The sequence below is a fragment of the Okeania sp. KiyG1 genome (genome assembly GCF_014132355.1).
GTDB lineage: Bacteria > Cyanobacteriota > Cyanobacteriia > Cyanobacteriales > Microcoleaceae > Okeania.
In genome coordinates this window covers 26,683-52,755 of record NZ_BLZO01000187.1, presented here as the reverse complement: position 1 = coordinate 52,755, position 26,073 = coordinate 26,683, and the positions used below count along the sequence as shown (strand labels likewise).

General features: G+C 38.9%; 14 protein-coding genes, 1 tRNA gene and 3 pseudogenes. 10 read left to right on the top strand and 8 right to left on the bottom strand.

The genetic code is table 11. The features are described from left to right. Window positions 1-33: 33 nt before the first annotated feature. The 4 genes and pseudogenes from SAGCYANO_RS41315 to SAGCYANO_RS41300 form a co-directional block, all read right to left on the bottom strand. A pseudogene (locus SAGCYANO_RS41315) lies at window positions 34-519 on the bottom strand (succinylglutamate desuccinylase/aspartoacylase family protein); the annotation flags it as partial. A 107-nt stretch (window positions 520-626) separates the two neighbouring features. Then, a complete protein-coding gene (locus tag SAGCYANO_RS41310) occupies window positions 627-1,403 on the bottom strand; it encodes an NAD-dependent epimerase/dehydratase family protein (protein ID WP_202225318.1) in 777 nt (258 codons plus the stop codon). 526 nt (window positions 1,404-1,929) lie between these two features. Continuing rightward, window positions 1,930-3,029: pseudogene (tgt, locus tag SAGCYANO_RS41305) on the bottom strand (tRNA guanosine(34) transglycosylase Tgt). A 357-nt stretch (window positions 3,030-3,386) separates the two neighbouring features. After that, a complete protein-coding gene (locus SAGCYANO_RS41300; RefSeq protein ID WP_202225317.1) occupies window positions 3,387-3,836 on the bottom strand; it encodes a hypothetical protein in 450 nt (149 codons plus the stop codon). 1,029 nt (window positions 3,837-4,865) lie between these two features. Here SAGCYANO_RS41300 and cobS point away from each other — a divergent pair. The 6 genes and pseudogenes from cobS to SAGCYANO_RS41270 all read left to right on the top strand — a co-directional run bounded on the left by cobS (window position 4,866) and on the right by SAGCYANO_RS41270 (window position 13,258). After that, complete coding sequence (cobS, locus tag SAGCYANO_RS41295) at window positions 4,866-5,636, top strand: adenosylcobinamide-GDP ribazoletransferase (RefSeq protein ID WP_202225316.1); 771 nt, start codon at window positions 4,866-4,868, stop codon at window positions 5,634-5,636. A 1,054-nt stretch (window positions 5,637-6,690) separates the two neighbouring features. After that, window positions 6,691-11,964 carry a GAF domain-containing protein gene (locus SAGCYANO_RS41290; protein ID WP_202225315.1) on the top strand — a complete coding sequence of 1,758 codons (5,274 nt, stop codon included), beginning with the start codon at window positions 6,691-6,693 and terminating at the stop codon, window positions 11,962-11,964. 258 nt (window positions 11,965-12,222) lie between these two features. Further along, complete coding sequence (locus SAGCYANO_RS41285) at window positions 12,223-12,450, top strand: type II toxin-antitoxin system HicB family antitoxin (RefSeq protein WP_202225314.1); 228 nt, start codon at window positions 12,223-12,225, stop codon at window positions 12,448-12,450. Between the two features lie 132 nt (window positions 12,451-12,582). Next, window positions 12,583-12,792: a type II toxin-antitoxin system HicA family toxin gene (locus SAGCYANO_RS41280; protein ID WP_237397194.1), complete on the top strand. Its 210-nt coding sequence runs from the start codon at window positions 12,583-12,585 to the stop codon at window positions 12,790-12,792. 4 nt (window positions 12,793-12,796) lie between these two features. Beyond that, a pseudogene (locus SAGCYANO_RS41275) lies at window positions 12,797-12,922 on the top strand (adenosylcobinamide-GDP ribazoletransferase); the annotation flags it as partial. Between the two features lie 15 nt (window positions 12,923-12,937). Continuing rightward, a complete protein-coding gene (locus tag SAGCYANO_RS41270; protein ID WP_237397193.1) occupies window positions 12,938-13,258 on the top strand; it encodes a hypothetical protein in 321 nt (106 codons plus the stop codon). 617 nt (window positions 13,259-13,875) lie between these two features. Here SAGCYANO_RS41270 and SAGCYANO_RS48680 read toward each other — a convergent pair. Together SAGCYANO_RS48680 and SAGCYANO_RS41265 are read right to left on the bottom strand one after the other, a co-directional pair. Then, complete coding sequence (locus SAGCYANO_RS48680; RefSeq protein ID WP_255502894.1) at window positions 13,876-14,007, bottom strand: hypothetical protein; 132 nt, start codon at window positions 14,005-14,007, stop codon at window positions 13,876-13,878. A 518-nt stretch (window positions 14,008-14,525) separates the two neighbouring features. After that, window positions 14,526-15,872, bottom strand: coding sequence for a hydrogenase (locus tag SAGCYANO_RS41265; RefSeq protein ID WP_202225312.1), 1,347 nt, complete (start codon window positions 15,870-15,872; stop codon window positions 14,526-14,528). A 415-nt stretch (window positions 15,873-16,287) separates the two neighbouring features. Between SAGCYANO_RS41265 and SAGCYANO_RS41260 the strand changes: the two genes are divergently transcribed. Both SAGCYANO_RS41260 and SAGCYANO_RS41255 read left to right on the top strand, forming a co-directional pair. Then, complete coding sequence (locus tag SAGCYANO_RS41260; protein WP_202225311.1) at window positions 16,288-16,908, top strand: DUF6940 family protein; 621 nt, start codon at window positions 16,288-16,290, stop codon at window positions 16,906-16,908. Between the two features lie 246 nt (window positions 16,909-17,154). After that, window positions 17,155-17,227: transfer RNA gene (locus SAGCYANO_RS41255), tRNA-Arg, on the top strand. 695 nt (window positions 17,228-17,922) lie between these two features. Here the strand turns inward: SAGCYANO_RS41255 and SAGCYANO_RS41250 are convergent. Beyond that, the gene (locus SAGCYANO_RS41250; RefSeq protein WP_202225310.1) at window positions 17,923-19,824 is read right to left on the bottom strand and encodes an energy transducer TonB; all 1,902 of its coding nucleotides are present in this window, start codon (window positions 19,822-19,824) and stop codon (window positions 17,923-17,925) included. Window positions 19,825-20,117: 293 nt separating this feature from the next. Beyond that, the gene (locus SAGCYANO_RS41245) at window positions 20,118-22,334 is read right to left on the bottom strand and encodes a choice-of-anchor L domain-containing protein (protein ID WP_202225309.1); all 2,217 of its coding nucleotides are present in this window, start codon (window positions 22,332-22,334) and stop codon (window positions 20,118-20,120) included. 767 nt (window positions 22,335-23,101) lie between these two features. Here SAGCYANO_RS41245 and SAGCYANO_RS41240 point away from each other — a divergent pair. Beyond that, complete coding sequence (locus SAGCYANO_RS41240) at window positions 23,102-24,010, top strand: alpha/beta fold hydrolase (protein ID WP_202225308.1); 909 nt, start codon at window positions 23,102-23,104, stop codon at window positions 24,008-24,010. A 598-nt stretch (window positions 24,011-24,608) separates the two neighbouring features. Beyond that, a complete protein-coding gene (locus SAGCYANO_RS41235) occupies window positions 24,609-25,931 on the top strand; it encodes a hybrid sensor histidine kinase/response regulator (RefSeq protein WP_202225307.1) in 1,323 nt (440 codons plus the stop codon). Window positions 25,932-26,073: the final 142 nt, after the last annotated feature.

Sequence of the window (26,073 nt, the reverse complement as noted above, 5' to 3'; positions counted from 1 at the left end):
ACGTTTCAATGACTCATAAATTTCTTTGATACGTAAATCTATTAAATAATCAGCATCTAAACATAATAATTGAAGTTGATATCTATATTGTTTATAGAAAGGTACGCTACTTGGTGAATTTATTTTTTCTGACTGCTGATGAAAACTATCTAAAATTTGCTGACGATAGTTATTTTTAATCTCAGTTTTTGTTAAATTAATTTGAGTTTTAGCAAAAGCTTCTATATCTACATCTTCCTTTTCATAATCCCAAAAAATTCGATTCCAATCCTTACCATCATAACTATTGTATCTACCCGAAGAAAATTGATGCGATCGCATATTGACTCCTTCAGGATTACACACAGGAATCAACAATATTTATCCTGTTAGTTGACTATTATTCAAAGTCATTAAAAATTCTATTAAGCGATGAATAACAGCATTACCACTTATTTCTGCACCATGTAAATTTGCTTGTATGTAAGCCTTTTTTCCAGTTTGATTTCCAGTGAATTTATAAACTTGTAAAGATAGAATATCTCCAGAAGCAAGTTGTTTTAACGGTCATATTGAGGGCGAATGCCATTCGCCCCTACATCTGGTGTTTTCAAGGTGAATTTGCGTAACTCCTGACTATCTTAAAATCAAACAAACTTACTCCCTTTCGGCCAACCATACAATTGTAATCTGTAGAAAAAGTTGGGGAATAAAGCAAACAAATACTTAAAAATCTTAAATCCCAAAGGCTCATCATAAGTTCCCACCCATTCCTTACTATTCTCAATCCAATTAACAATTTTCTCAGCAACCTTATCCCCAGAGGGAGCAGAATTAACTCGATTAGCCCGAATCTTATAAGCCTTATCATTCAAACGATTCACTGGTGCCCAAGCAAACTTACCAGAAATAGCACCAGGGCGATACAACCGCAAGCGAATCATATTTTTACTGGAATGATAAACAATTGGCCCGACACCAGACCAGTAATAATGTAAGGCAATTTTGCCAGAATGATAAACAGGTCCGAAACAAGAAGGACTCCCATCAGCAATTGACCCAATAGCAATCACATCCAAAGGTCTACTCCGGGGTAACTTGGCTGCCTCAGCACCAACCACTGCAGGCCAAGTATAGTTCACCCGATTCATCGACTCCACCAGCTCAACTATGGGAATTCCACCCTCTCCTACTTCCGTCTCAATTTGACCAGCATTCAAAATCACCACATCCGGGTCATACTCAAATAGTTTTCTGGCATCCTCAATAGTTTCCTGGGGAGAAACACATAACTCATCAAAATAATCTCCCTCTAAACTGGGTTGACGAGTCACACCAACAACCCGCCATCCCCGTGACTTATAAGCTTTACCCATCGCACTACCCAAAGTGCCTGAAATTCCAGTAATTACAACAGTTTTCATTTAATTTTATAATTAATGTGAGGACTTAAGTTCTCCAGTAACGGAACGTCGGGATGTTTGCGTAGCATTCCGCAGGAAAACTAAAACCGGCGTTGCTGAATTGAAGTATGAATGCGCGATTGTTTAGTTCTGGTCAAGCCTCCTAAATACCCCAAAATTGGGGGACTTTTAGAGTTTTATTCCCCCCAAAATTGGGGGGTTAGGGGGGCTTGCATCATACCCAGAATCAGCAACGCCCTAAAACCAGTAGATTATACAAAAAATATGTTAAAATATCAATATTAGACATCTTTTATTTTTGATGGTTTGGGTACGTTACGCGATCGCGCTTCCACATCCTATTTTTCTCTATTATTGAGAACTACTAAGGGTTTCCAGGTTTTTTTTATTCTGAAAAAGTGCAAGATTTGTAGGTCTTTTCGTCTCAAAATTCTAATACCTTTCCCCTCCCCTGAGTATCAGACTTTTTCAGCAAACCTAATAATTATTAATTATTAATTATTAATTATTAATTATTAATTGTTTTTCAAAGCCAACCTGCAAACTCCGTAACAAAGCGATCGCCCAAAATAGCATCTCGAATACGCTGGGTAAAGCGAATTAATTCTGTGACATTATGAAGAGATAATAGAGTATAACCCAAAGACTCCTTCGCTCTGACCAAATGAGCTAGATAAGCTCGACTAAAATTTTGACAACAATAACAAGGGCAAGATTCATCAAGAGGGGTATAGTCTTCTCGAAACTTAGCATTTTTCAAGTTCCACCTCTCCCCTCTAACCAAAGCCACCCCATGTCGTCCTAAACGAGTCGGAATTACACAATCAAATAAATCTATACCAGAAGCGATCGCTCTTACCATTTCTCGGTAAGTCCCAACCCCCATCAAATAACGAGGTTTATCTTCTGGCAATAAAGGAGCTGTTACTTTAACTATATCATCTATTAGCTCGCCCGGTTCTCCCACACTTACTCCACCAATAGCATAACCTGGCAAATCCAAATCTACCAACTGCCTTGCTGCTACAGAACGCAGATCAGGATAAACACCACCTTGAACAATACCAAATAGAGCCTGATCCTGACGCTGATGAGCTTCAACACAACGCTTCAACCATCGATAAGTACGATTTGTCGCCAACTCCACCTCTTCCCTACTCGCTGGGTAAGGGGGGCATTCATCAAAAGCCATAATCACATCAGCTCCTAATTCATTCTGAATTTGGATCGAACGCTCTGGAGTTATATCAATAATACTACCATCACGAGGCGAGCGAAATTGAACGCCTGTTTCGCTAATAGTTCTGATTTCTCCTAAACTAAATACTTGAAAGCCCCCAGAATCAGTTAATATTGGCCCATTCCAGGCCATAAATTTATGTAGTCCACCAGCACCAGCTACAATATTTTCTCCTGGCTGTAAGTGAAGATGATAAGTATTTGCCAAGACCATCTGCGCACCAGCTTTCTCTAACTGAGCAGGTGTGAGAGTTTTAACAGTTGCTAAAGTCCCCACAGGCATAAATTTAGGTGTATCTACACCACCATGAGAGTCAAAAAAACACCTGCACGAGCTTTTGTGTTGCTACAAAAAGCCTGAGAATGAAAGGAGAAGTTTTGGGACATAATAGTTTAGGTATTGGCAATTAAAAAATTCTAACTGTTTTCTCTAAACTAAGAACAATTTATTTGTTCTACCTAATTTCGTTCTGCTGAACTTATCCAAACTTACCCAAACCTAGCTTTTAGCTTTGGGGATAAGCTTTGCTGCTTTGCTGACGCAATGATGCGCAAACACTAAAAACTAATGCCTCATAGACTGTAACTTATCTTCGTCTACAGGCTTAAAATCTGCGGGAATTTAACCTAATATAAAGTTTAATTATAACATAAGCTTTGCCATTTACCACTAAAAAATTTGAAAAAAGTATATTTAGGTAAAATTCCAGCTTCTGTTTTTACCCTTATTTTTATCCTTTCTCCTTAAAAGGGGCAATCATCATCATCAAACTGCATATCCCAATTAGACGATAAAACTTGATCCATTACTGCGTCAAAAGCTGCAGCATTGATATTTTTGTGAGCTTGTTCTGTGAGAGGGTTTGACAGAGGAATTAGTCTTAACTGACGTCCTTCGGTAATTAAATCAAAGTGTGTTTCTTTTTTTGACGATTGTCCAAGCTCTAAGTAATCAAAACTAAGTACATTTAAGTATATTGAATGATTAGCAACTAAAGTTGACCGTTGACAATCCGCAAATACTTCTAGTATGTATCCTTCACCCAGACTCTGAATTTGGCCATCTTGAGTATGGATATAGCGGACTCTACCTAAATCGATCAATAGTCTTTGCATATCACGTTTATTGACAACTATGCCACTGTCAATTATGCAAGGAGCAGATACTCTCTGGTCAAAATTATTAGAACTCATATAGCAAAAGCCTCTGAATTTGATAGAAATTTATCAGAACATTTTTTTGTTCTGAGTTATTTAGATAGTGCTATTCTTGTTCCAATTCTGGCATAGTTTCTTGGAGTATGAACCAATAATATGGAAATCCAGCTTGAAATATGCACAAAATTTCATGGAAAAGGAAACGATTTATGTGACAGCTCCCGTGGCTAAACTCTTGGGAGCTATAGCGCGGGCTTCTCGTTGACTCCCGGCAACCCGTCGGACATTTCACGTTCGCGAAGCGTCTGTGCAGGAGAAACTTTGGTTTTACTTCCCCGTGCTGCCCCACCACAGAAGGAGTAGATATTAATTTCTCGCTCTACCTATGTTCGGTGAAAGTTTTACCGAAAAGCGACATTGAAAGCTCCCGTGTTTTAACCGGGGGATGAAAACAAGTAAGTCGTTTAGAATAGACAACTTTAGTTGTCCTGTGCTATGGTCTGAATATACAAATGTTTAGACAAAAGTAAGCAGAAAGCTAGGTTTAGAATTAAGCGGACTGTGTAGGGGCACAATAAAATTGTCCCCAAAGAATATACCTTTGGTCAGAATCATGAGAAACGAAGCAACAAGGATTTATCGGTGTTGCGTAGTATCAACTTAGAATCCCCTCGGCAACAGCTGCGGGGAGTAGTCAACTACATCATTCATTTTACCAGCATTTTGCCCACCATTCACCCCGTCGCTAATCCGGAAGGATATAGAACGGGGCTTCTGGCGGTTGGTGCTAACAACAGCTCATCTAGGGCAAGAGTTTCAGAATTTTCATCTATAGTTTGAATTTTTATACATTTCATACTATGTATATTTAACTATGTATCCTTGAAATCTTTTAAGTCTATACATGAATATACTGTATATTAACTTTCTACCATACAAAATTAGTTTTGTCTACTCTTCTATTGTTAGTTAATCTGATTTTAAATAAATGCAGCAAATATTATTTTTTTTGATAGTATAGTTAACAAGAAAAAGCCAAGCTCAGAAAATTTTGGGTGGTAAAAAATGTTGCTCCAAGTAACTAGGAAAACTCTAATAAAGCTCTGTGCTGGAATTGCATTTTATACCTGTTTACCAATTCCCCATACTTGGAACTTGGATTTTAATGGTATTGCTCGTTTTGCTCCTTTGATAGGATTAATAGTGGGTGGTATCCTTGGGCTAATAGATCTTGGGTTACAAATTTTAGGAATGCCTATTCTCACTAGGTCTGCTGTAGCGATTATATCTGGAATTGTTTTAACTGGTGGTTTACACTTGGATGGGGTGATGGATACTGCTGATGGGTTGGCAGTGCCAGACCAAAAACGAAGATTGGAAGTAATGAGTGATAGTGCTACAGGAGCTTTTGGAGCAATGGCAGCGATCGCTCTATTGTTGCTGAAAATTACTGCTTTAACAGATTTAGATAGTGACCGCTTTTTAATATTAATGGGAGTCGCAGGTTGGGGGAGATGGGGTCAGTTAGTAGCGATCGCTCGTTACCCCTATCTCAAACCTACTGGAAAAGGAGCATTTCACAAGGAGGCAAAATATTCTATTTGGGATTTTATCCAAAGTCTACTTTTATTACTGAGTCTGAGTGGAATCCAAATTTTATTAAACCCTGAAAGTTGGTTAGTAGCTTCTGGGATGGCAATAGGAGGAATAGCGATCGCTCTGTTGACAGGTGCTTGGTTTAACCGTTGTTTGGGCGGTCATACTGGCGATACTTATGGTGCTGTGGTTGAATGGACGGAAGCATTATTATTGTGTGTTTTGGTTACTTTGGAATAGCGATCGGTTATCAATTATATCATGTTTTGATAATAGGCGAACAAAAAGTTTTTGTGCGTTGCTGAATTGAAGTATGAATGCGCGATTGTTTGGTTCTCGCCTTCGCCCCCGCACATCCCCGTTCAACAAAAAGCGCAGCAACATCTGGCTTCCCCCGATCCTGCGGGGGACGGGAGGGGGATAAAGGGGGACTTTAGAGTTTTATTCCCCCCAACTTTGGGGGGCTAGGGGGGCTTGCATCATACCCAGAATAAGCAACGCCAGTTTTTTTTGTAGTATAGCTTGAGCAGCAGTCTACTCTTAACACCGATGGCTATAATATGTCCATTTTGTCCAAGTGGTGCATTGTAATATTTTGGGTAATGGCAAACTGAGGGTTTCACCATTACTATACAGGACTACTGGACTGTTTCATCTTAAATGTTGCATTAGAAAATGGGGTGATGGGAACCCACCCCTAACCCCTCCTGGGAGGGGAACCCACCCCTAACCCCTCCTGGGAGGGGAACCCACCCCTAACCCCTCCTGGGAGGGGAACCCACCCCTAACCCCTCCTGGGAGGGGAATTTGGGGGGATGGGGTGACGAAAAAGCTAATGCACTATTTTAGGTGAAACAATCCACTACCTTTGTCTAAAACCCTTTTCTATCAAACTTTTATAATTTTTGTGTTGTACTTACTCAGGACTTACGCAGAGACTCTACTTATGGGGAGGGCGAATGCCATTTCCTAAGGTCATGCTCCGCAAACGCCCCTACAAATGGTGCTTTCAAGGTAAATTTGCGTAAGTCCTGTTACTTTAATATATTATTGATAGCATGGGAAATTTATTATTGACCAAAAAATAAGGTCTCCTGCCCTTTCAAGGGGATGAAAAAGCGGTCGTTAGCGGAGCTTCCCGTAGGGTGGGATGGCGAGGTTTCCTCGCCATATCCAATCGACTAAGAGAAAATAAGGTTCAATATTTCAAGCCTCTGACTTTCCTGCGGAATGCTACGCAAACAGGCAGAGGTACTGATAACTGATAACTGATAACTGATAACTGATAACTGAAATGACTTTACCATATCTTTCTATTTTAATACAAAATAAATGGTTTCTAATTACTATTTTGATTGCAGCATTCGTAATTTCTACAGTATTAATAACTGCTTACAGATTTATTAATACAATTAAACGCATTCAAGATAGAGAACTAGAAAAACAGCAAGAAACAACTCGTCAACTTGACATTGAAGTTAAACGGGAACAACTTCTGGCAAAAATTATTAATCAAATTCGGTCTTCCTTAGATTTACAAACAATTCTAGAAACAACAGTGACAGAAGTTCGCTCCTTGTTAGATGGCGATCGCGTCATTGTTTATCAATTTTCTGCGGACAAGAGTGGTACAGTTGTAGCTGAATCTGTGGGGAAAGAATGGACAGCTAGTTTACATCAAGAAATTCAAGATACCTGTTTTCAAAGTGGTGAAGTAATTCGTTATCATAATGGTCATCGTTGGAGTGTAAACGATATTCAAACAGCAAATTTAACCGAATGTCATCGCCAACTACTAGAGCGGTTTGAAGTAAAAGCCAATCTAGTTGTACCAATTTTTAGCGTTCAAAGTAAATACATTAACTCAAAGCTTGAAAACAACATATATCCAGCTAATCAACTTTGGGGTTTATTAATAGTTCATCAGTGTCGCGCTCCCCGAAACTGGCAAGACAGTGACTTCAAATTAATTGACAGAATTGCCGAAAATTTGACAGTCACGATTCAAATGGCTCAACAAGTTCGAGAACTTCAAGAAAGCAAAGAAACAATTGAACAAGTCAAAGAGCGTGAGTTAGAACAACAACGAGAAAAAGCTAGCAAACTCGATATACAAGTTAAGCGAGAACAACTCTTAGCCAAGATTATCGATCAAATTCGGTCTTCCTTAGATTTACAAACAATTTTAGAAACAACAGTGACAGAAGTTCGCACCTTGTTACATGGCGATCGCGTGGTTGTTTATCAATTTGCTGCTGACAAGAGTGGTACAGTTGTGGCTGAATCTGTGGGTAAAGAATGGACACCTACTTTACATCAAGAGATTCACGACACCTGTTTCCAAAATGGAGAAGTCACTCGTTATGATAATGGTCATCGTTGGAGTGTCAACGATATTCAAACAGCAAATTTAACCGAATGTCATCGCCAACTGCTAGAGCGGTTTGAAGTAAAAGCTAATCTAGTTGTACCAATTATTTGCTTTCATAGGCAATACATTAACTCAAAGCTGGAAAAAAATGCAGAACCCGATCTTTCTGGTGAACTTTGGGGTTTATTAATAGTTCATCAGTGTCAAGCTCCTCGAAACTGGCAAGACAGTGACCTAGAATTAATTGACAGAATTGCCGAACATTTCACGATCGCGATTCAAATGGCTGAACAAGTTCAAGAACTTCAGGAAAGTAAAGAAACAGTTCAACAAGTCAAAGAGCGTGAGCTAGAACAACAACGAGAAAAATCTCGCGAACTAAATATACAATTTAAGCGAGAACAACTCTTAGCCAAGATTGCTAATCAGATTCGGTCTTCCTTAGATTTACAAACAATTCTAGAAACAACAGTGACAGAAGTTCGCACCTTGTTGGATGGCGATCGCGTCGTTGTTTATAAATTTTCTGCGGATATGAATGGTACAGTTGTGGCTGAATCTGTGGGTAAAGAATGGACACCTACTTTACATCAAGAGATTCACGACACCTGTTTCCAAAATGGAGAAGTCACTCGTTATGATAATGGTTATCGTTGGAGCGTCAACGATATTAAAACAGCAAATTTAACCGAATGTCATCGCCAACTGCTAGAGCGGTTTGAAGTAAAAGCTAATCTAGTTGTACCAATTTTTAGCCTTCAAATTCAATACATTAACTCAAAGCTTGAAAACAACACATATCCAGCCAATCAACTGTGGGGTTTATTAATAGTTCATCAGTGTTACGCTCCTCGAAGCTGGCGACAAACTGACTTAGAATTAATTGACAGAATTGCCGAACATTTGACAGTGGCGATTCAAATGGCTCAACAAGTTCAAGAACTTCAGGAAAGTAAAGAAACAATTCAAAAAGTCAAAGAGAATGAGTTAGAACAACAACGAGAAAAATCTCGCAAACTAAATATACAATTTAAGCGAGAACAACTCGTGGCAAAGATTACTAATCAGATTAGGTCTTCCTTAAATTTACAAACAATTCTAGAAACAACAGTGACAGAAGTTCGCTCCTTGTTGGATAGCGATCGCGTCGTGGTTTACCAATTTTCTGCGGACATGAATGGTACAGTCGTAGCTGAATCTGTGGGGGAAGAATGGGTATCTAGTTTACATCAAGGTATTCAAGATGAATGTTTCCAAAGTAGTGAAATAAATCGTTATCATAATGGTTATCATTGGAGTATGAATGATATTCAAACTGCGAACTTAACAGAATGTCGTCGCCAACTATTGGAGCAGCTTGAAGTTAAAGCCAGTATAGTTTTGCCAATTTTTTCCGCTCGAGCTCAAGATGCTAATCTCAAACATCATAATGGTAAAGTTGCAGCTACCGCCACTAAACTTTGGGGTTTATTAATAGTTCATCAGTGTCGTGCTCCTCGAACTTGGCAAGATAATGACTTAGAACTCATGGACGAAATTGCAGGGCATTTGACAATCGCGATTCAAATGGCTCAAAGAGTTCAAGAACTTCAGGAAAGTAAAGAAACTATCCAAGCTCTATACAAAATTACTTCAGCTCGTGGCCGCAGTTTTGAGCAACGGTTACAAGGATTACTAGCTATGGGGCGAAAATATTTCAATATGGAAATTGGGATTCTCTCCCATATACAAGGCGATCGCTATGAAGTTATAGCAGCCCAACTTCCTAGTAAAGCTACGATTAAAGGAGCAGTTTTTGAACTAAAACAAGTCTACTGCGAAGAAACCATGCAAAGCAAAGATGTAGTTTGTATTGAATCAGCGAATACCTCTAAATGGAAGAATCATCTCTGCCACACTACATTTGGATTAAAGTCATACATGGGAATCCGGGTAATTTGTAATGGCGAAGTCTATGGAACTCTGAGTTTCTCTAGTCTTAGCTCTCAGTCAAAACCGTTTTCAGGAGTCAATCAAGAGCTATTGAAACTGATGTCTCAGTGGGTGAGTGGAGAAATAGAACGTCAGGAAGTAGCAGAAGAATTAAAACAAACCCGAGACCAAGCTCTGGTTGCCATGAAAGCGAAAGGGGAATTTTTAGCCACAATGAGCCATGAAATTCGGACACCAATGAATGGGGTGATTGGTATGACGGGATTGTTATTGGATACCCCTCTAGAGGAAAAGCAACGCAATTTTGTCGAAACCATTCGCAACTGTGGTAACTCACTGCTAACAATTATCAACGATATTCTAGACTTTTCCAAAGTTGAATCTGGCAACCTAGAGTTAGAGAAGCAGCCATTTGAGATTCATATTTGTGTAGAAGATGCTTTGGATCTATTGGCTCCGAAAGCAGCAGATAAAAATTTAGAATTGGCTTACATGATTGATGTGCAGACCCCTTATACTATACTTGGGGATGTTACCAGAGTACGACAAATTTTAGTAAATTTATTGGGAAATGCTATTAAGTTTACCCATGAGGGGGAAGTTGTAGTTTCCATCACTTCTAAATCTCTTGATGATACCCAGACAGAAATTTGTTTTGCTGTCAAAGACACAGGAATCGGGATTCCTGAAGATAAAAAGGATCGATTATTCAAGTCATTCAGTCAGGTGGACTCATCTACCTCACGTCAATATGGTGGCACTGGCTTAGGTTTAGCTATCTCTAAACGTCTCAGTGAAGTGATGGGAGGTCGAATGTGGGTTGAGAGTCAAGTGGGAGAGGGTTCAACCTTCTACTTTACCATCAAAGCTGAAGTCCTTGACTCGGATACTAATCAACGTTTGTTCAATACAGAATCTCTACTCAAGGATAAGAAGGTTCTGGTTGTTGACGATAATGCCACCAATCGTAAAATTCTCAAATTCCAAATGGAATCTTGGGGAATATATCCCAGGGTAGTAGCTTCAGGAAAGGAAGCACTTCAGGAATTAGATAACCAAAAAGAATTCGATCTGGCTATTCTGGATATGCAAATGCCTGAAATGGATGGTGTCACTTTAGCCCAAGAAATTCATACATATCCTCGATATAGCGATTTGCCTTTAGTGATGTTAACTTCGATCGCATACCTCGAAGATAATTTAGACGAATTTGAAAGTGAATTTGCTGCTCTCTTGAATAAACCTATTAAGCAATCTGAACTTTGCAATACTTTGCTCAAAGTTTTCGGTGGACAGCCAATTAAAGTCAAGCAATCTCGTCCTCCCCAAAAGTTGGAAATCGATCCAGAAATGGCTGCTCGTTTGCCTTTGAGAATACTGTTGGCAGAAGATAATATAGTGAATCAACAGTTGGCAGTACAATTGCTGGAAAAGATGGGATATTATGCTGATGTGGTAAGCAATGGTATAGAAGTGATTGAGGCTATAGATCGTCAGCCCTATGATGTGATTTTCATGGATGTCCATATGCCAGAAATGGATGGTTTAACAGCCACAAAACGGATAGTTACGGAAAGGGATGCTACCAAACGACCTCGGATTATTGCGATGACAGCGAATGCCATGCAAGGCGATCGCGAAATGTGTCTAGAAGCTGGTATGGATGATTACATTAGTAAGCCAATTCGAGTGGAAGAGTTGATTCAAGGATTACTTAAGTGTGAATCCATAGAGCAACTATTACCAGTTCAAACTTTTGCAGAAGCAGAGCTAATATCATCTCAAGATTTGGATGAACAATTAATTAAATCATCTTCCAAAATATCAGATGCAAATGGAGATTCTGAGCAACTGTCGGAGGGAGTTAAACATCAAGATTTTGAGAGTGAAATTTCTAGCAAAACTAATTCAGAATCAGCTAAGCCTGCAATTGACCGAGATGCTTTAGACAGATTGCGAGAACTGTTTGGGGAAAATGCAAATGATTTTATTGAGAATATGGGTAATATTTTTTTAGAGGAAAGCTCTAAACAATTAGCAAATATTGCAACTGCGATTCAGGAAAAAGATGTAGTAAAAATGACATTACAAGCTCATACCTTAAATGGAAGTTGTGGTAGCATCGGAGCATACAATTTAGCTGAAATTTGCAGAGAAATGGAAATCTTAGGTCGAGCAAAAATGACTGAAGGAGCATTGCAGCTACTAGATAAAATGTATGTGGAATATGAACAAGTTCAGTTAGAATTGAAAGAAATAATGTAGAATTCTCTAACAAAAGTGGTATAATAATTAAATCAGGACTTACGCAAATTAACCTTTAAAAGGCCATATGTAGGGGCGTTAGCGGAGCTTTGCGTTAGCAAATGGCATTCGCCCTCACTTTTGGATGTAAGCGAACGGCCGTTCGCCCCCTACCCCTACAGGGCGATCGCTATGAGTCCCTAAGTAAAGTTATCACAGCCTGAAAAAAAACTATTAAACTAGAGAGAGAAAAATCAAAGGCTTTTTAAAGACAAGAAAATGACACAAACCAAACAACTAACAGTTATTATTGAGCGAGAGGATGATGGATATGTATCTTTGTGTCCGGAACTGGATATTGCCAGTCAAGGCGATACGATAGAAGAAGCGCGGTCTAATTTGATTGAAGCGTTGGAACTTTTTTTTGAGACTGCTGATGCTTCAGAGATTGAGCGTCGCTTCAATAACGAAGTTCTTGTGGAGCGTGTGGAGGTCAAAGTTGGGTAAGTTATATCAAATCCGTTTAATTCGGTATAAAAAAATGTTCCATCTTCAACCATCCCCCATCCCCCCATCTCCCCATCTCCCCATCTCCCCATCTAATTTATACCGATGCTACCGGATTTGATATTAAGGGTTTTGTCAGCAAAAGAAGTTTGTAAAATTTTGGAGGAAGGCGGTTTTGTAGAAGTGAGAGTGCGTGGTAGCCATATTATGATGCAGTTGCGAACTGATGATTCAACTGTTACTATTCCGGTTCCTAACTACAAGGAATTAAGGGTTGGAACTTTGCAAGCTATTATTCGTCAGTCAGGTTTACCTCGCTCTTTATTTGAGGTTGATGAATGAAGTAGCGATCGCTCTATTGACAGATACTTGCTTTAACCATTGTTTGGGCGGTCATACTGGCGATACTTATGGTGCTGTGGTTAAATGGACAGAAGTATTATTATTGTGTGTTTTGGTTACTTTGGAATAGTAAGAGGATATAATTTTGACTTTAGACGTACAAACAATTTTCAACTCAATTCCTAATGAGGTTGCTTGGCAAGATATTGTACAATTTGAGAAGCTTGACGATCGCGTTGCTATAGCGAATGACTTTTGTCCTAATATGGTTGGTGTCAATGATGGTTTTATTGAGTGGTGTCCGAATGATGAACCCCCAAGCTATTTGGAAAAATTAGTTTGGTGGTGGGTGGTTCGTCCAGATATGGGGGCGGCGTTCGCGGAGCGTTGCGGATGCAACATCGCTCTTGAAGCTCCTGTTGAATTGAAAATAATTATTGGGAACTACATTTTGAGCAGTGAATAGAGCGATCGCTTTCTACTTAGACAGCTAAGAATTGTTTACTTTAGCTCTCGAAAGCATACCAACCAAGTCCTTCAAAGGTAAAAGTTGAAAAACTGCTTGCGCTTCTACTTCCCACAGATGAATAATTCGATAGTTTTGATACGCCCTCACATCAAGAAATTCTGACTCGTAACAATTGACTATTTCTGTATTTTGGCTTGGTTGCAGAATATTAATTAATACAGGATAAACAGGTTTTTGGTACTTTTATTCTGCTAATGCAGCATAAGCACGCATCCGACGTGGCATTTTTGTATCATACCTTAACTGCATTTCATTCAGAACCAGAAAATCTCCATGTTCTTGACTATAAACACTGAGCAAAACATCCCCTTATTTACCGAAAAATTGTGGTCTAAAACTTCCCCTTGTCAGGGGATAAAAAAAGATAATATTCCTGATGTCAATTCCAATGCTTTCCTAGGTCATGCTGCGCAAACAGCTAGAGGTACTGATAACTGATAACTGATAACTGATAACTGAAATGACTTACCCATTGGAAGTCTGAATAAATTATTTCTTTGACAGTAACATTAGTAATTTATGTCACCGAAAAATTGGGTCTGAAGCTGACTATTTTAAGGTAATAAAAAACTGATAACTGATAACTGATAACTGATAACTGAAATTACCCATTCTACCCAACGACTAGGGGCAATTCCAATTATACGTTTACTGCTAATATCTACTTTTTTTGCTTTTTTTGTCATCCTATAAATCTATAGCAATTATCAAATTGATCGGGTACAAAATTCTAGGTTTCAGGGAACATAGAGTAGTGGACTGACACACCTTAAATGGTGCATTAGGGAGTGGGGGAGTGGGGGAGTGGGGGAGTAGGGGAGTAGGGGAGTGGGGGAGATAAAGACACCTAGAAATAAAAATCTATTGCACAGTTTTAACTGTGTCGGTCCACAGTCCAGTAGGATAAAATAATTACCGAAAAATTGTGGTTTAAAGCCTCCCCTTTTAAGGGGATAATAAAGAAAAATTTTCATTATTAGTCAATCCTCTTCTTTTCAAGGAGAGGTAATTATTCATTATTCATTATTCATTATTCATTATTCATTGTTGAAAGCAGATTTCGGGCAAATGATGTACAGGATAAATCGTGAAAATATTATAGTGCGGGCATTTTGCCCGCGCGGGTGTACCTCATAACAACAGAAAGCGCTGTAATGTCCGTACCTGCTCCCTAAGAACGAAAATCATATCCTAATTCCAACGTCTAACTCTTAGACTCTATCCAAACCTTTATCCCTTCCACTCTGAGAGCTTGGTTGCGAGTACCACAATATGCACCATTGGAATAAACTGGTAAATCTCCCATATTCTGAACGTGAGCTGTATAGAATACATCATAATTGGCAGCTTGAATACCTGTAAGACGAACCGCAAATCCTTCTATTCTTCTTGATTTACCGCGTTCTCCAGCTAATTTTCCTGCTTCTAACCAAGGAGTATCGCCTATTTCAGAAACATGAGCCATGTATTCGAGGTTTAATCCAGGAATAGGGGGTTCTATATTTATTTGAAAAGCTTCTACACGAAAACCTTGACCGCGAGTACCTGCATATTCTTGACCAGCAAAAATGCGATCGCCAATATTTTGTATATGAACTAAAACTTTCAACCCTACAGATACTGCCGAACTTTGATTAGTAGTTTCTCCCAACATCGTATTTGGTCTTTCAACAGTGGGAGAATTTTTAGAGATTTCCACACCAGGAACAATAATGATTTCGTCTACAGGTTGTGTCTTTCCAGGTGTTGGGTCTTCTAAAATCATCACATCTGGATCGTCAATAGCTGTTTGATTAGCTTCTGCACCACCAGAAGGTACTACTATTAAAGGTGGTAAACTTGGAACAGTTGATTTTTGCGTATTAGTTTGAGTGGCAATATTTTGATCTAGTTCTTCTAGTGCTGGAAGTTTAATTCTAGATGTTGTGGGTAAAGAATGATTGGGAATTGTTAGTTTTCCTCTAGATATAGCTAACATTAGTTTTTTGTCAAAGCTAGCATTAACTTTTTCCTCTAATTCCAACCACTGCTCATCATCTAAATTTTTACCCTGTTTGACAAGTTTTAATACTGCTGAAAGTGGATGTGTCTCTGCAATTAAAGCTTGAGCATCATCTGGTAATTGATCGGATTTTGTATTAGAAATTAATTCATGTAGTTCTTTAGCTTTTGCTTTAACTGGTTGTAAAGGAGGAAATTCTGGTTGTTCTTGATGAGCGATCGCCAAGATTTGATTAAGAATATCTAAAACTGGTTGACTGGTTGATGATTCTGTGGTTGAAGCTAATGCTTTGATTAAGTTTTCTAAGTCTGTGAAGGAAGATATTGCCCCAGCAGAAACTTGAGATGTTTTTGCCAACTCTAGTCCCTGCTCTTTAAGAGTAGCAAAATCTCTACCATAGGCCATCAATTCTTCTAGTAAACTTTCTGAAGGGGGAGTACCTGCATTTTGTAGTTCTTTAGCTGCCAGGGAGAGACGAATACCCAATTTAGGAAAATTGTCTGATAGAGATGCTAGTTTTTCCAACAAATTACGATCGGCTGTTTCCATATTCTTGTTAGAGTAAATATATAAAATCACAGTTTTATATATTAGTCTAGAAAATACATCTAATATAGGGTTTGCGTATGGAAAGTCTTTTTGCTGGGGTAGGAGACAGGAGACAGGAGACAACCCACCCCTAGCCCCTCCCCTCCCAACCCACCCCTAGCCCCTCCCAGGAGGGGATGGGAAGACAGGAGAAATGGGAATGTAGAGGAGGTAGGAGCTAAGTTTTGTCTCTCAATTTTTGTGCCATAATCGTCCCAAAATACTAGCTTTATGCAGCTCTTGCCACCGAAAAGCTGGTATTTTTTTCAACTCTAAAACGCTAAAACCAATATCTGTCAATACTGTTATAATTAATCAGCAAGCCCTAAATAAGAAGAAAAAACTCAAAAACCAAATTTTGATACCTTCGATAAAAATGTTTGATGCAACCTATGAAATTTTGAATGATGGTCGTATTTATAAATACAAAGTGACTCAAAATGGGCAACCAATACCTTATGGTGAGGTTTTAAATTTATGGCAGTATGAGTCAAACTTTCGTTCCTTCTTTATCTCACTTTTATCTGAGTCTGCTTTTTCTGCCTATCGATGGGAAACACCACCTATTACAAAAGATACTGCAAAACGCCAATTTGAATTCGTGTTGCTGAACTCTCCAGGGTTAGCAAGTAACCCAGATAAAACGACATTTCGTGATTATTTCACAACCGATGATGTTAACAACGGAATAGTTGTATTTGAAAATTTAGGTAAAGACGCAATACTTGTAGTTCCATCTCCCAGGGATTCAAATTCCTCCAGGGAAGGAACTGCTTTTTCAGCTTATTCTCATCTTGCGGCCTTCATTCGCGGTGCGTCAGATGCTCAAAAACAGGCTTTGTGGCAAATTGTGGGACAAACTGTACAACAACAGATTTCAGACCGCCCACTTTGGGTAAGTACGGCGGGTGGTGGGGTAGCTTGGCTTCATGTGAGATTAGATTCTCGACCAAAATATTACGGGTACAAAACGTACAGTCTATCAGACCGAGTCTAGAAGAATAAAAATAGAGATAAATAGAAAAATAATAGCTTTTCCTATTGCCAATTTGAGAGTTAAGATGCTAATGTTAGTATCAGTGGCGTTGCTAAATTGAAGTATGAATGCGCGATTGTTCGCTTCTGGTCAAGCCCCCTAAATCCCCCAAGTTTGGGGGACTTTTAGAGTTTTATTCCCCCCCAAAATTGGGGGGCTAGGGGGGCTTGCATCATACCTAGAATCAGCAACGCCGTATCAGTATGAGGGCGCGTAGCTCAGTGGATAGAGCACCAGATTCCGGTTCTGGGTGTCGGGGGTTCGAATCCCTCCGTGCTCGTTTAAAATAGCAGTCAGCGGTCAGCGGTCAGCCATCAGCTCTCAAGGCGTATGATGGGGGTTTGAATCCTCCATCAACGCACACCACGCGCTTTTTCAAATAAGCGTGGGGGACTTAAACCCGCCGATTTTAGCTAATAGCTGATAGCTTGTTAAATCTATGTCCTGAGTGACATACTCCCACACTAAGCTAAAGATATAGTGTGGGCTTCTCGTTTCGCAGTCCCGGTATCCCGTCGGACTCCACGAGCTTTAAGGACGGGATGCCCCGCCGCCCTTTTGGCCAATCAAAAAGCTGATCACCTAGGGCCGCCATCAGATTTGACATTCCCAACGGATTACTAGGATGGATGGGATATCACCCCATATCTTATTTGATCTTATTTGATTTTCATGGTTGATCGCTGGCGGTTGTTAACTCAAACTAACTTGAGTCTATCATAACATAAAATTTGTAAATTCATGGGACATCGAGTCCCATGAATTTACCGTCGATTCATCTCACACCAAATTTTCAATTATGGTGTGAGGCTTCTCGACGCTCTAGCTAACTCAATATTTACTATACCTGACTTTTTTTCACCCTGGCCCATAAATGAAGAAATTATTCAATGTTAAAGATGTAGGGGCTAATGGCCATTCGCCCCTACGCATTGTATGAACCAAGGCAGAAAGCAGAAGGCAGAAGGAACAATTCTATTCTGTTGGTGCTGTTTCAGCTTCCGGTGGCATAACCTCAATAGGTATACCTTCCTCCTCTTGGCCATCCTCAGTTGGTAATGTTTCTCCAACAGATGTGTTTTCTGCTGCTTTTGAATTTGCTGGACTACAGTTAGAACTATCAAAATTAAATTCATACTGATAAAGTTTTGAGCGATCGCTACTGGAAAAAGATTGATTATTGACTGCACCTATAGCTGCTTCATCTAACACTGAATGACCACTTTCTAGCAATAACTTTGGTCCATTAGTAATACCGCCATCTGGACTAACTAATACTCCCACAGTAGCTTTACCTTCTAACTTTTGGTCGCAAGCTGCTTCTGGATAAGTATCAGCAATAGTTGTAGGTTCAGTCAAATTATCTTCTTCTAATCCCAATTCTATTGCCCACTGCAGATAAGTACCCACAGCACCTAAAGCAATATCCCTTGATTCTGATTCTTCATTGACAGCAGCATATTCTTGTTTTTGTTGCTGTAGTTTTGCTAACAGTGAACCTTTAAATTCTCCTTGCTGCTGTACTGGTGGAGATGGTTCAGGTTCCTGCTGTACTGATGGGGATGGTTCAACAGGGGGTGTTATTACTGGTGTTGGTGGTTTTGTTTCTTCCACAGTAGCAGCAGCAACATTTTCTTCAGGTGTTGGAGATGGTTGAGGGACGGGAGTAGTTGCAGTAACTGTTTGTTGCTTTTTTTGTTCAAATTGTTCTAATAATGAACCTTTAAACTCTTTTGGTGTTTCTGGTGTGGGAGATGGTTTAGGAGTAGGAGCAACAGAAGGAGTTTCCTGAACTTCAACTTCAACTTCTGGTTGAGAGTTGTTAGTTTCAGTTGGTGCGGGAGTGATAACTGCTACCTTTTGTTGTTTGATTTCTTCTGCTATATCCTGAATAGTCTTTCCTTCTCGTAATTGTCTAACTATTGGTGCTTCTGACAGTCTGCCTTTTTTTGTGGGGTCTGGTGTTGGAGGAGTTACAGGAGTTGCTGGAGTTGCTGTTGCTATAGGTTTTTTCTCTGTTTGAGTTAGAGTGTCGGTATCATTTTGATTTGGAGCAATAGCAATTTGATTTTCAACTTTATCTTGGTAACGTCGTGGAGGCAATTTTAAATTAGCTGAGTATGACCCTCCAGTTGAGTTTTCAACTATAGAAGTTTGCTCTTGAGGGTCGATCTCTAGAGTTGGACGACGTGATAAACCAGAGTCATAGACTTCATCTGTCAAGTTCAAATTTTTTCTGATTTGATATTCATCTATTTGATTTTGATTTGATTGTTGTTGTGGGTCAACTCGAAATATCTCTGCTGGTTGACTATTTATACTAGGTAATGGGGGTGGAGATATTGGTGTTGTTGGTAATGAGGACCTGGGCGGTATGGATGGATAATTGTAGGAAAATTCCGTTGGGGATGGGTTTCTGGGCAACCTAGAGACGGAAGGAGTGGATCTTGAGCGGGTAGAAGAGGATGAGGTGATAGAATCTTCTGGCGGTAATTCTGGTAACTTGTAATCTGAAGGGTCTACAGGTATTGTTGGTAATTCTGAGGATGATGATTCGGGGACAACAGGTAGTTCACTGGGAGATGGTGGTGAAATAGGGGATAAGTCGGATGGTGTTGGTATGGTTGAGAATGTAATTTCTGGTTCTTCTGGTTGAGGTAGGAGTTCGAGTTGTTCTGGTGTTAGTTCTACTAATCCTACTGTTGGTGGTAATTTGGCTTTTTCTGAGAATAGGGATAATTTTGGTAGGTTAATTCCTAATATAGCATGGATGCCCACAGAGGTGAGGAGTGCTATCCATATTGGTTGACGGAGGGTGTCTATAATGGAAGGTTGTTCTATTGATTGATTTAGGTCTAGGGAAGAAAAGTCAGACATATTAGGAAACTCCTATAATGATCGATAAATATACTTTATAAATAATATCGTTTCAATTTGCATTTTAACATTGAATAGGGAGTAGGGAGTAGGGGAGGTAGGGAGGTGGGGAGATGGGGAGATGGGGAGATGGGGAAGAATTGATTTGATTTGGGATTTTTACCAAAAGTGCAGATAGACATCTCCACCAAAAGAGTAGGGACGTTGCATGCAACGTCCCTACCTATTCCCTATTCCCTATTCCCTATTCCCTACTCCCTCTTTAATGTCTGACTATTACCAAAGAGCGATCGCTAATTTCTGATATAGAAATCGTCTGCTTCTAACAATGGACTACCTGCTAAAGTTGCAAATTGAGCGCCACTACCGAAACCAGTTGCACTACCATTAGGATTATAGAATAAGTTACCATTGTTACTGTTGTAGACAATTACTCCATCAGAGGTTGCTGCCGCAGCATCACTATTAACTACATCAAACTCACTTGGTATGCTGAAACCTGTTCCTGAAGCACTGTTGATCGCGGTAAAACTATCGCGGTCTAGAAGAATTATGTCTCCTGGTGTTTGGGAAAAATCAGTAATTTCGTCTATACCAAAATCCTCTGGTTGAAATGCTTCATTACTATTGAAGACAAAGCGGTCAATACTGGCTCCACCGGTGAGTATATCGTTTCCTGGTCCACCATTCAGGCGATCGCGACCAATACCTCCTTGTAGAGTATCGTCCCCTGCTCCTCCTAACAAAATATCGTTACCAGACTTACCTACTATCAGCTCGCCCTCAGCTCCTCCAAGTAGTTGATCGTTACCACCAGCTCCACCTAGATCCTCCTCACCGTTACCGCCACTAGCAGTGTCTTGACCGCTACCACCATTTAAGTTATCATCACCATCATTATCGTTTCTGATATAGAAATCGTCTGCTTCTAACAATTGACTACCTGTTAAAGTTGCAAATTGAGCGCCACTACCGAAACCAGCTGCACTACCATTAGGATTATAGAATAAGTTACCATTGTTACTGTTGTAGACAATTACTCCATCAGAGGTTGCTGCATCTGCATCATTAGTAACTACATCAAACTCACTTGGTATGCTGAAACCTTTTCCTGAAGTACTGTTGATCGCAGTAAAACTATTGCGGTCTAAAAGAATAATATCTCCTTGTGCTTGTGAAAAATCAGTAATTTCGTCTATACCAAAATCCTGTGGTTGAAATGCTTCATTACTATTGAAGACAAAGCGGTCAATACTAGCACCACCTGTGAGTACATCGTTTCCTGATCCACCATTCAGGCGATCGCGACCAATACCTCCTTGTAGAGTATCGTCCCCTGCTCCTCCTAACAAAATATCGTTACCAGAGTTACCTACTATCAGGTCGTCACCAGCTCCACCATTCAGGCGATCATTACCACCATTTCCACTTAGATCGTCCTCACCGTTACCACCACTAACAGTGTCTTTACCGCTACCACCATTCAAGGTGTCATCACCATTATTTCCCCTGACGCGATCGTTACCAGCGCTTGGAGCAACGAAGTCATCTCCATCACCAGCATCAACTACATCATTGCCCGTGCCAGGATCGACGACATCATTACCATTACCAGATTCGATCCTATCGTCTCCATTACCACTATCAAAGAACTCATCTATATCTGCTCCTTGGTCATCACTGACTAGCAAATTATTGCCATCAGTACCAGGAATTTGTAGCAAAATACCACTCCCACCGCCGTCTGGATCGCCTATATCTAAGGAGCTAGTATTCAGGTTAGCAATAAATAGACCTGAATCTAAGACTTGGTCACCAGTATCAGCAACGCCGAACTTGATGGTATTTTCTCCCTGTTGGACGGGGGCAAAAACAGTCAGTTTAGAGCTAACTCCATCATATTCGATGGGAAGAGTACTACTGCCATTATCAATGAAGTTGCCTAATGCGAGATTATTGCTGATAACACTTAAAGGTTGAGTAAGATTGTTGTTGAACAATGCAACATTGTTTCCATTAACAAAGACTCCTGCTACATCTACAAAGGAGGTGTCGGAAAACTCAGGAAACTCATCAGACCCAAAAATTAAATCAAAGGTTACAGAGTTGACGCTGGGGTCGTTGATTACAAATTCAAACTCTAGAATGTTTGCATCCAGGACCTCACCAGCTCCAGAAAAAGCACTGTTGGCCACAACTTGAAGGTCAGGATCGGAGTTCCCCAATTGCTCAATACTATAACCAATTTCAGTATTTTGGTTGGGTGGGGAGCCATCACCAGAAGTCAGCAAGATGCCTGGATCAATTCCTAAAGGCAGAGTACCATCATAAAATGAGGATTGACCAATGCCATTTGGGGAGGTGCCACCAACGCTAGGGGAGATTGGTACAACCGCACCTTCAAAATTTATAGAACTAGGTGTGACTGTCAAGTTAGCTCCAGTAGCTAGGATTGCATTTACTAGGTCTTGGACTGTGTTTACTGTTGGATCGAATTCTACGAATGCCATATTCTCTATCTCCTAAAAAAAATTAACAAGTAAATTGGCACAAATTAATGTTGAGTTAAATTGTCGGTAGTGGTGCTAAGTGTTGCTTGTTTCCACCTAGTATTACCATTACGGCTACAGGACGACCAAATTGTCTATTTTAGGGGATCGAATTTTGTACACTTGGTACAATTAACAATTATCCTCAGTTCTAACTACAACAACGTCTCAGCTTCACAGTTATGTCTAACAAAAGGCAGCGAGTTGAAGTTGCACAGAGTTTGATCGATAAGAATGCCTTACTCTTGATTAGCAGATCCCATAAAATTGACTTTGCCATGGCCTATTATTGTCACAGGTTGTATATTTCTGAGCTAAACTGAGGTTATGCAAAAAAGAGATTTTTTAATTCAGGAAGTTATTAATTGTATTGACTCCAACTCTACTATTACAAGACTTACGCCAAAAAAGATTTTATGGTACATTAATTGTAGTGTATGTTGCAAAATACTCTACAGGTAAAGTCCTTGAGTAAGCTACTTATATCATTACTCTGGGGAGTAATAATAATATTAATGATATATTTTGAGCAGATATAATATGGTAGTTCTCAACTATTTGTAACAAATCTGAACAGAGATAAATAGAGAAAATGTCTGAAACTCTTACCCAGAATCAGATGAGCTATTGTTCTTTAATTTCTATAGATGTTTTCTACACAACAATTATCAGAATTATTATATATTTATGTTATGAGTATATACAAAAATATTTCATAATCTGAACATATGAAAGAATTTTATACCTGGAAAAAATACCGCTGTGCTTACGAATTTTATTCCCACAAAGAAGGAGATGATTTTACTAAACCTTTACTATTACTGCATCCTATTGGAGTAGGTTTATCTAAAAATTTCTGGCATCGATTTTGCGGTCTATGGCAGGAGCGAAGTTTGCCAAATCCTATCTATAATCCAGATTTATTAGGGTGTGGTGAAAGTGATATGCCATCTGTGGCCTACTATCCTATGGACTGGGCTGAACAATTACAATATTTTTTAGAGACGGTTGTACAAAAACCAGTAATTTTAGTTGTACAAGGTGCTTTGTTTCCTGTGGCTGTATCTCTGGTCAAACTACAGCAAGAGTCAAGTTTAATTGATGGGTTAATATTATCGGGTCCGCCTCAGTTGGAATTGATGACTAAGGCTGATTCACCTATTAGTCAAAAATTGAGATGGAATCTTTTTTATTCACCTGTTGGTAAACTTTTTTATCTCTATGCACGCAGTCGAAAATTTTTAGATTCTTTCTCTAAAAAACAATTATTTGCTAATGAAGAAGAAGTAGATAAAGAATGGTTGGATACTTTAGAAAAAGGAGCAAAAAATCTCCAAAGTCAATATGCTGTTTTTTCTTTTTTAGCAGGGTTTTGGAGGCAGGATTTTAGTCAAGAGATTGCTCGAATTAATCAACCTACTTTAGTATTAGTAGGAAAGCAAGCATCAACTATTAGTAAAACTGAGCAAATTGAAAGGCCAGAGGAAAGAATTAATAGCTATTTAAAGTTGTTGCCTCAAGGAGAGGGTTGTGAAATATCAGGGCGAAATGTTTTACCTTATGAGTCAACAGAAGAGTTTATTGAAGCTGTTAGTAATTTTTACAAAAGATTAGTTAATAGTTTGATAATTTATTGAAGAAGGCAGAAGGGAAAATTGTTTATTAATAGTCTTCGACAAGCCACTTTGTGTCTACAAACCTCAAACAATTTTAAGCACCCTCGTTGACCAAAAAATCAGGTCTCAAACCTCCCCTTTTAGGGCAAACGCATCTTATTTTGAAGTCCTGAAAGGGTAAGAATGTCAGCTATTTAAGTATTTATACTTATTGCTCTATAAGCCTTAACTACAAAAGCTTCCAGAATTTAGATGCGTTTACCCTGGCCTCCCCTTTCAAGGGGATGAAAAAAAATCAACTTCAATATAGCAATGTGCGCTGGCATATTTACAAATTGCAGGAGGTGTCCAATAGCTAAAAGTCTTATATTATCAGCAATTTATTCCCCCTATTGCCTATTGCCTATTGCCAGATGAGCTGCGCGCAGCGCTATATTTCAAGCCTCTGACTTTAGGCAGAGGTACTGAAGGGCGCAGTTCCTCCGGAGGAGGCGTGCCTGATAACTGATAACTGATAACTGATAACTGATAACTGAAATAACAGTGGGGTATTAAACCCGCAAAAGAAAAGATAAAATTAATCGCAAAATTTATCGAATTTAGAATAGGTATAAATTAAATGAAGAAAGTCGCTAATGGTATTGATAATAAGGAGAAAAATACTACTATTTTGATTGTGGATGATAATCCAATCGATTTGAAGTTAGTAATTACTGTTCTGGAGAGCTATAACTTTAAGGTATTAGTATCTGTAGATGGTGAAAATTGTTTGAAACAAGCAATAGAAAGTAGTCCAGATATTATTTTGTTAGATGTTTTGATGCCTATAGTTGATGGTTTTGAAATCTGTAAGCGCTTAAAAGCAATCCCAGAAATTAGAGATATTCCTGTAATATTTATGACTGCTTTATCAGATATAGAGGATAAAATTACAGGATTTGAGTTAGGAGCTGTAGATTATGTTACTAAGCCAATCATAATAGATGAGGTTTTAGCAAGGGTAAAAGTACATGTAGAACTGCGGCAATTAACTGCAAAATTAAAGAATAAAAATCTACTGCTGCTAGAAGAAATTACACAAAGAAAGGCAGCAGAAACAAAGCTTAAAGAAACATTGCGACAGCTACAAACAGCTCAAAAACAGATTATTGCTAAAGAAAAACTTGCGTACTTAGGTACTTTAACTTCAGGCATTGCTCACGAACTTTGTAATCCTCTTAATTTTATTCAAAATTTTGCTCAACTTTCTACAGATTTAGTTGAGGAACTAATGGAAGAATTAGCTTTAGAAAGTAATAAAATGGAACCAGAAAAACTTGAAGAATTTCAAGAAATTATTAATGATATTAAACAAAATTCAGATAGTATTTATCAACACGGTAAAAGAGCAGAAAAAATTATTAAAGGTATGATAAGACACGCACAGATTGACCAAAATAGCTTACAATTTAGCGATATTCATAATATGCTAAATGAGTCGTTACAGTTAGCTTGTAAGAAGCTGTGGGAAAAACAGAATGTTCCGATGACAATTAAGACTAATTACGATGAATCAATTAATAAAATTAAGTTATCATTTTCTGATATGTTTCAGGCTTTTATGAACATAATTGATAATTCTTGCTATGCTCTCAAAACTAAGTTAGAACAACAGGAAGCTGCTCATCAAGATTTTAATCCTACCTTATCTGTACAAACCTATAATTTAGGAGAAAAAGTAGCAATCCATATCAATGACAATGGTATAGGAATAAGCTCAAAAATTAAAGATAAAATTTTCAACCCTTTTTTCACTACTAAATCTCCTGGAGAAGGAGTAGGTTTGGGTTTATCTCTAGTTCATCAAATAATTGTTGGACAACATCATGGCAGTATTAAAGTGGAAACTCAAGCGGGAAAATATGCTGAATTTATTATTGAAATTCCTATGACTAATTCGTAAGCAAACAGCAGTCAGCTATTAGCTATCAGCTAATTTTTTGGAAGGTAAAAGCAACCTTTGAAATTGAGGAAAGAATAAAAAGTTACTGCCATGGGTCCCCTTGCCAAACCTGAGAAGTAATTATTCATTACTAATTGCTGGC

Excerpts from the sequence above, each read along its gene's own strand:
- SAGCYANO_RS41310 (WP_202225318.1), bottom strand. The coding sequence starts at position 1,403 with ATGAAAACTGTTGTAATTACTGGAATTTCAGGCACTTTGGGTAGTGCG.
- SAGCYANO_RS41300 (WP_202225317.1), bottom strand. The coding sequence starts at position 3,836 with ATGAGTTCTAATAATTTTGACCAGAGAGTATCTGCTCCTTGCATAATT.
- cobS (WP_202225316.1), top strand. The coding sequence starts at position 4,866 with ATGTTGCTCCAAGTAACTAGGAAAACTCTAATAAAGCTCTGTGCTGGA.
- SAGCYANO_RS41290 (WP_202225315.1), top strand. The coding sequence starts at position 6,691 with ATGACTTTACCATATCTTTCTATTTTAATACAAAATAAATGGTTTCTA.
- SAGCYANO_RS41285 (WP_202225314.1), top strand. The coding sequence starts at position 12,223 with ATGACACAAACCAAACAACTAACAGTTATTATTGAGCGAGAGGATGAT.
- SAGCYANO_RS48680 (WP_255502894.1), bottom strand. The coding sequence starts at position 14,007 with ATGACAAAAAAAGCAAAAAAAGTAGATATTAGCAGTAAACGTATAATT.
- SAGCYANO_RS41265 (WP_202225312.1), bottom strand. The coding sequence starts at position 15,872 with ATGGAAACAGCCGATCGTAATTTGTTGGAAAAACTAGCATCTCTATCA.
- SAGCYANO_RS41260 (WP_202225311.1), top strand. The coding sequence starts at position 16,288 with ATGTTTGATGCAACCTATGAAATTTTGAATGATGGTCGTATTTATAAA.
- SAGCYANO_RS41250 (WP_202225310.1), bottom strand. The coding sequence starts at position 19,824 with ATGTCTGACTTTTCTTCCCTAGACCTAAATCAATCAATAGAACAACCT.
- SAGCYANO_RS41245 (WP_202225309.1), bottom strand. The coding sequence starts at position 22,334 with ATGGCATTCGTAGAATTCGATCCAACAGTAAACACAGTCCAAGACCTA.
- SAGCYANO_RS41240 (WP_202225308.1), top strand. The coding sequence starts at position 23,102 with ATGAAAGAATTTTATACCTGGAAAAAATACCGCTGTGCTTACGAATTT.
- SAGCYANO_RS41235 (WP_202225307.1), top strand. The coding sequence starts at position 24,609 with ATGAAGAAAGTCGCTAATGGTATTGATAATAAGGAGAAAAATACTACT.